The 1,103-nt window shown below is 62.4% G+C and carries 1 protein-coding gene; it reads right to left on the bottom strand.

What is annotated here, in order from left to right:
- Positions 1-1,103 (bottom strand): S-(hydroxymethyl)glutathione dehydrogenase/class III alcohol dehydrogenase (locus MB02_RS17280; RefSeq protein WP_067540872.1); only part of this gene is annotated, 1,103 nt, incomplete at its 3' end.

Raw genomic sequence — 1,103 nt, 5'->3', positions numbered from 1 at the left:
AAGACGACGACGGTTCGGATAGATTTGCCTTGGTGCATGAGCTCGAAGCCCTTGTTGATGTCTTCGAGTGCGAGGGTGTGGGTTATCATGGGATCGATCTGGATCTTGCCGTCCATGTACCAGTCGACGATCCGCGGCACATCGGTGCGCCCCTTCGCCCCGCCAAACGCCGTCCCCCGCCAGTTGCGCCCGGTGACAAGCTGAAACGGCCGCGTGCTGATCTCCTTGCCCGCTTCGGCCACCCCAATGATGATCGAGGTCCCCCAGCCCCGATGGCAGCATTCCAGCGCCTGACGCATCACATCCGTATTGCCCGTGCAATCGAACGAATAGTCCGCCCCGCCGTCCAGCATGTTGACCAGCGTCGCAACAACATCGCCCACATCCTTCGGATTGACGAAGTCGGTCATCCCGAACCGGCGGCCCCATTCCGCCTTGTCGCTGTTGATGTCCACCCCGACGATCCGGTCCGCCCCGGCCAGCTTCGCCCCCTGGATCACGTTCAGCCCGATCCCCCCCAGACCGAACACGACGACATTGTCCCCGGGACGCACCTTGGCCGTATTGACCACCGCGCCAACTCCGGTCGTCACCCCGCAACCGATATAGCAACTCGTCTCGAACGGTGCGTCCTCGCGGATCCTGGCAACCGCAATCTCGGGCAGGACCGTGAAGTTCGAAAACGTCGAACAGCCCATGTAGTGATAGATCGTCTGCCCCTTGTAGGAAAAGCGGCTGGTCCCATCGGGCATCAGCCCCTGTCCCTGCGTCGCGCGGATCGCGGTGCACAGGTTGGTCTTGCCCGACAGGCACGACTTACACTGGCGGCATTCCGGCGTGTACAGCGGAATGACGTGATCGTCAGGCTTGACCGAGGTTACGCCGGCGCCGACCTCCCGGACGACGCCGGCTCCCTCATGTCCCAGAACCGCGGGGAATATCCCCTCGCTGTCCAGTCCGTCCAGCGTATAGGCATCCGTATGGCAAATCCCCGTCGCCATGATCTCAACCAGAACCTCGCCCTCCCGCGGACCCGCAAGATCAAGCTCCACTATCTCCAACGGACGGCAAGCCTCAAAAGCTACCGCTGCGCGCGTCTTCAT

The sequence above is a fragment of the Croceicoccus estronivorus genome, from assembly GCF_001625325.1.
Lineage (GTDB): Bacteria > Pseudomonadota > Alphaproteobacteria > Sphingomonadales > Sphingomonadaceae > Caenibius > Caenibius estronivorus.
This window is presented reverse-complemented; position numbering and strand designations above follow the sequence as displayed.